The 6,045-nt window shown below is 43.6% G+C and carries 6 protein-coding genes; 4 read left to right on the top strand and 2 right to left on the bottom strand.

Annotated elements, in window-relative coordinates; genetic code table 11:
- Positions 1–163: 163 nt before the first annotated feature.
- The 4 genes from ACTTJ8_RS06890 to ACTTJ8_RS06905 are packed head-to-tail and all read left to right on the top strand — an operon-like array spanning position 164 to position 5,074.
- Positions 164–1,279 (top strand): hypothetical protein, encoded by a 1,116-nt coding sequence (locus tag ACTTJ8_RS06890; protein WP_442720723.1) that lies wholly within the window; start codon positions 164–166, stop codon positions 1,277–1,279.
- A gap of 23 nt (positions 1,280–1,302) precedes the next feature.
- Positions 1,303–3,132 carry an ABC transporter permease gene (locus ACTTJ8_RS06895; protein WP_442720724.1) on the top strand — a complete coding sequence of 610 codons (1,830 nt, stop codon included), beginning with the start codon at positions 1,303–1,305 and terminating at the stop codon, positions 3,130–3,132.
- Between the two features lies 1 nt (position 3,133).
- Positions 3,134–4,243: an ABC transporter ATP-binding protein gene (locus tag ACTTJ8_RS06900; RefSeq protein WP_442720725.1), complete on the top strand. Its 1,110-nt coding sequence runs from the start codon at positions 3,134–3,136 to the stop codon at positions 4,241–4,243.
- A 39-nt stretch (positions 4,244–4,282) separates the two neighbouring features.
- Entirely contained in the window at positions 4,283–5,074 is a 792-nt protein-coding gene (locus ACTTJ8_RS06905) for an inositol monophosphatase family protein (protein WP_442720726.1), read from the top strand.
- 188 nt (positions 5,075–5,262) lie between these two features.
- Here the strand turns inward: ACTTJ8_RS06905 and ACTTJ8_RS06910 are convergent, their stop codons facing one another.
- Both ACTTJ8_RS06910 and ACTTJ8_RS06915 read right to left on the bottom strand, forming a co-directional pair.
- On the bottom strand, positions 5,263–5,490 hold the full coding sequence (locus ACTTJ8_RS06910) for a type II toxin-antitoxin system VapB family antitoxin (protein WP_442720727.1): 228 nt from the start codon (positions 5,488–5,490) through the stop codon (positions 5,263–5,265).
- A 218-nt stretch (positions 5,491–5,708) separates the two neighbouring features.
- Positions 5,709–5,885, bottom strand: a complete 177-nt coding sequence (locus tag ACTTJ8_RS06915) for a hypothetical protein (protein WP_442720728.1) — start codon at positions 5,883–5,885, stop codon at positions 5,709–5,711.
- Positions 5,886–6,045 lie beyond the last annotated feature (160 nt).

Genomic DNA, 6,045 nt, shown 5'->3' on the forward strand with positions numbered 1-6,045 from the left:
CCATCTCCTTTCATATTTTATATTTTATATTTTTCGTTGAAAAGTTTTTGAAAGCAGCGGTATAATTAGTCCCATCCGGGCTCTTGAAAAACCGTTTCGAGGCTTTCAGGATACCCTGTTGTTTTTTCAAAAATTTACAGGAACGAAAAAGGAGTCTTCTAACATGAAAAAATGCGGAATTGTAGCGGTTTGTTTGTTACTAATCGGGCTTATTGCCGGATGCGGGCAGCAAAAGAAAGCGGACGATGTGCTGAGTGTTATCAATAATGCGAAAGACACAAGCATTGAACAGTTAATCGAGCGTGCAAAGGCGGAAACCGGCGATTTTACCGTGTACTCCACATCCTCGAAAACCGATAAAACGGTCAAGGCGTTTTTTGCTAAATACGGACTGCAAGGAACCGGTTCCGGCGTAAAGCAGAATGAAAAAGATTTCTATTCTGCTATTGAAAAGCTGATTGACGGCGGTTCGGCAGAAATTGATGCAGTCGTTACCCAGAACGGAGCTTCTTTAAGTGTTGAATTAGGCGCTGGAAATCTTATCAATTATAATCCCATTGTACCCGGCGCAGCGAAGAGCGATATGTACGCGTTTATGTACTATTTTAAAGAATTTGCAATGGATAAAAAATTCGATGCACAGATCACCAATGTGTGGGATTTAATCGACACCTCATCGGCAGTTTATTACCGGAAAGCGGGAGAACCGATTAACCAGCTGTTTATGGCAGCATTGACAACCGATGCATGGGCACAAAAATTGTCTGCTGCTTACGATGAAAAATACGGCGCAGGAACATGTGATTCCGCTATTGCTGCCGGAAACTTTAAGAATGCTGGCTATTTATTTATAGACGGTTTTTTGAAAAAAGCAACCGATTACGAAAGTGAAGGAAAGATAGCCTCCAAGATTGTTGTCGATGCGGAAAAGCCCGTTATCGGATTTTCTCCGGTAACAAAGTATTCAACCGGTGCAGAGGGAACGTATAACAAAGTAAAATTTTTCAACAAAATGAAAGGCTTTAACGGTTATGCGTATAAATTTTATACACAGATTGCAAAAACAACCGACCGTCCGTATACCGCGATGCTCTTTATTAACTATCTGTCGACGGCAGAAGGCATTGCAACCTATCAGGAAGGGAATGGGGTGTATTCTACAAATAACACGGTACAACAGGACATAGATTCGTTACTCGACGGATTTGTACTGGAAAATTATGCCGATGTAAAATCCGATTGGGCATCGATTGTCAAACTTCTTGAAGGATATAATTGATCCGGTTTGTATCTTGTATATATATGAAACCTATGACACTTACCGTGAAGAGGGCCGGCAACAAGTTAAAAGCGTTTTTCGCACAGCCTTCAAATATCATTCTTACCGTTGCGCTCATTTTACTCGGTGTAACGGCTATCTTCCCGCTCATTTCGATGATTATCGAAAGTTTTACCGTACATTTACGGGAGGCTTTGTTTCATGGAGAGCCGGCGGGAAGCATATCGCTCAGCGGATGGAAATCGCTTTTACTCACATCGGAGTATAACTACAGTAAAAATTACTTTTACGTTCCGCTGTTTAACTCAATTTCCATGGCGTTGATTGCTTCCGCAGTTGCGATTGTTATCGGCGGAGTATTTGCATGGTTTATCAACCGGACGAATATCCCGCTGAAAAAACCGATATCGGCGCTGCTTTTATTTCCGTACATTATGCCGTCGTGGACGATTGCGCTTTTTTGGCACAACATGTTTGCTAACGTAACGATGCACGGATGCAGTGCAAACGGCATTATCGCTTCGTTGTTCCATATCTATGCGCCGGAGTGGTTTGTCTACGGACGGTTCCCTATCGGAATGACACTCGGTATTCACTATGCGCCGTTTGCCTATATTCTGATCGGCGGTATTCTGAAAAACATGGATGCAAACCTTGAAGAAGCGGCAACCATTCTAAAAACGCCGCGCTGGAGAATCCTTACAAAGATTACCTTACCGATTGTAGCTCCCGCGATGATGAATACGTTTTTGCTGGTGTTCGCCAGTTCCGTAAGCGCGTATGCGGTACCCGTTTTTCTCGGTACGCCTATCGGCTTTATGACGTTAACCACCTCGATGACCTACTTTAATCAGGCATATCCGGCGCAAGGCTATGCCGTCGGTATCGTGCTGGTAGTATTAGGGCTATTCGTACTGGGCATCAACAACCTGTTTACGGGAAAACGGAAGTCATACACAACGGTAACCGGCAAAAGTTCGCAAGTATCATTCATCAATCTAAAAGCAGCGCGGCGGCCGCTTGCAGCAGCAGGTCTTCTTATCGTCTTCGCTATCTCCATTCTGCCGATGATCACCTTTGCACTAGAATCGGTACTGAAAAGCGCCGGTAATTATACACTCGGCAATATGTCGTTTCATTTCTGGATCGGAGACCCTAATTCTCAAGCGCTGCAAGCGCAATACTATAACTGGGAAGGCGGTATTTTGGTCAATGCTCATGTATGGAGTGCGCTGGGGCATAGCTTACTGCTCTCACTTGCCTGCGCACTGATTGCCGGTACGTGCGGATTGTTGGTCGGCTACGCGGTTGTAAACAAACGGCATTCCAAGCTATCAAAAATCGTGAGCACACTCGCGTTTATTCCATATCTTATTCCTTCGATGGCGTTCGGTATGGCGTACCTTGCGCTGTCGGTTAACTGGTCGTTTTTATACGGATCGTTTTTTCTGCTCGTGTTGGTCGGCGCTATTAAATATATGCCTTTTGCAACAAAGTCCGCTACAGGCGCGATGCTGCAGCTGTCAGGCGAAATAGAAGAAGCCGCCATTTTAACCAATACGCCGTGGTGGAAACGGATGCTGAAAATTATCTTTCCGATTCAAAAGCCGAGTTTCTTGTCGGGATATCTTTTGCCGTTTATCTCGTGTATGCGCGAATTGTCTTTGTTCGTGCTTTTGATTGTGGATAGTAATTTCATTACAACAACCCTACTGATGTATTACAACGAAAAAGGATATTCTCAGTACGGCAATGCGTTAAACTTATTGATTGTCATTATCGTGCTGCTTATCAACTGGGTGGTGAATAAATTGACAGGCGCAAGCGTTACGAAAGGCGTAGGAGGAAAATAAGATGTCTGAGATTATATTGGAACAGGTGACAAAGCAGTGGGGAAAGTTTGTCGGCGTCGATAACCTCAATATGACAATAGACGACCGTGCATTTGTAACGCTGCTTGGCCCTTCCGGCTGCGGAAAAACCACAACGCTCCGGATGATTGCGGGACTGGAAACGCCTACATCGGGAAAGATTATTATCGACGGCACACCCGTCTTCGATTCGGAGAAAGGAATCAATGTGCCGCCATCAAAACGGAATGTCGGCTTTTTGTTTCAAAACTATGCGTTGTGGCCGCACATGACGGTGTATCAAAATATCGCATTCGGCTTGCAAAACTTAAAGTGGGATAGCCAGCGCATCAGAGAACGGGTGGCGGAGCTGCTTGCCTTGCTGAAAATCGAGCAATTTGAAAAAAGATATCCGAGTGAGCTTTCAGGCGGACAACAACAGCGGGTGGCCATTGCGCGCACGCTTGCTCCCAACCCCAAAATTTTATTTATGGATGAGCCGCTGTCCAACCTTGATGCAAAGCTGAGGACGGAAATACGGGTTGAACTGAAACGGCTGCACAGCACCACCGATTCCACATTTGTGTATGTTACGCATGATCAGTTGGAAGCGATGACGCTTTCGACGAAGGTCTGCATTATGGAAAAGGGACTGTTAAAGCAATACGCCGCTCCGCTCGAGATGTACAATAAGCCGTCATGTGTATTTGTCGGCGACTTTATCGGTAATCCTACTATGAATTTTATCGAGGCGGAATACCGTAAGGGTACCATTCAATTTTGCGGATTGCAGGCGGAATTTGTCAGCGATACGCCGCTCCCGTTTGAAGAAAAAAGCGTTATTCTCGGCATCCGTCCTGAATATGTGCAGATAAGCGAACACGGAAGTGCAGAGGGCACCGTCTTTTCAACCTTACCTGCGGGCATGGAAACAACCGTTAAGATCAATTCACACGGCACCATTCTTACTTCCGTTGTGTTCGGCAGTGTCGATTATAACATTGATAAAAAAGTCTCATTCGATTTTTCCGGCAACTCCATCATCCTCTTCGATAAAGAAACCGAAGCAAATATTGCAATGGGGCACTTGGGTATCTCTAAAACTCAAGGTTAGTTTTTAGGGGTTCACACTTGCAGTTTAATGGATAGCAGCATGACGTCAGAAACATTACATCACCTCTGCGATTATTTAGTTCCGCTGGTAACGGGAGCCTATCGGGAAGCATCACGGTATAGTGTTCAAGGAATTGAAAAAAAAGAATTGAACGATATTGCCACGTTTACCGACCGGTTTATGGAACAAGCAATTGTAGAAGGCATCCGGCAGCGCTTTCCCGATCATACGTTTATCGGCGAAGAATACGGCGAAAACCGTGGGGATAGTTCCTACGAATGGCTTATCGATCCGATTGATGGTACAGTGAATTTTGCTGCCGGTATTCCAATGTTCGGCACAACGCTCGCCTTGCGGAAAAATAAAGAAACGATTTTCGGCATCATATTCGATTGGCCGAATAACGCTATTTACTACGCAATCAAAGGCGAGGGAGCGTACTGCGGCACTATGAAACTGCGGGTGTCGCAGCGTTCGCGGCTTGACGAATCGATTGTCAGTATTTGTTTAACATCGAGTTATAATGCCGAATACCGCGGAAAAGTACTCGACCTTATACAAAAATTACAGCCGCATGTACGCGGCATACGGATAATTGTTTGTACGGTCTATGAGCTTATCTGGCTTGCCACCGGCAAAAGCGAAGCGATGATTAACGTCAAGCCGTCAATGGGCTTAAGTTCCTGCGCCGGTAAGCTGATTGTCAGCGAAGCGGGCGGTAAGGTAACCAATCTATCGAATAATCCGCGACAAGAAATAGATGATTTATTAATCACCAACTCGGTTATCCATGATGCAGTGTATAACATTATCGCGCAGGCATCCAAATAATACTATCCCGTGATATGGCATACTCACATCACGGGTATTCCCGCACCGTAGATTAAGTGGACCGATCATAATCGCATAATGATTACGGATGAGAAATGTAAGATATGCTATCAATTTTTTGTCATGACTATCCGGACGCTTTTTTCTAAAGGCAAGCGACTATATGGACGTATCAACTAATACAAATTTCATCGTGATCGTATCTTCTTATAATTATAAGAAGGATGATATTCAATTTTTCCGAATAACTGTATAAGCTCTTCAGATTTTCGCCGTTCAATGAACTCTTCAATCACTGTGTTTACCGTTTCTTTTTTTGTACTGTATCCGCCGATTTTATAAGCGGTATTGAGTAATTCTTCATCTACTGCAAGATTTGTTGCTATAGCCTTTACCTCAGTATTTATTTTACACATACTATTGTGTAGAATAAAGTAGCTAAAATTCCTGAGTATCCCGTATTTATAGTTTCTGTATAATTTCACAAACTCACAATTAACTCATAAGCCGGTAATATCCGTATTTTTTAATTTTGCTCTTTCAAAGCGGTAATCAATGCCATATCTGTGCCATACACCGTATGTTTTTGTATTGATCTTTCTGTATAGTTTTTTCTTTTTGTTATTGAATATTGTTATTCATCTGTATTTAATAACTGAGTGGTAGGCTTCTTTTCGGTAATATCTGAAAAATTATAATTTTCGGGAAGATCAAAAAAAGCGAATGAAAAGGCTGTGCCGAAATTAAAATAATTCCGAATAAATTCTTGATATTCGACTTCTTTATTCATACTGTCTGTTACCCGCAGCATAGGCGCCGGTATCTATATCGAGAACTTCGCGTACGGGCTAAATAAGCGATTCTTCGTAACGGCATATCCATCGTTCGGGTTGTGCTGAACCGTCCGGTATGCCGCCGATAGTGTCGCCGGTTTCTATGGGGTTATCATTTATTAAAAGATACAACGCGGT

The sequence above is a fragment of the Treponema sp. genome (genome assembly GCF_052169735.1).
Classification (GTDB): Bacteria; Spirochaetota; Spirochaetia; order Treponematales; family Treponemataceae; genus Treponema.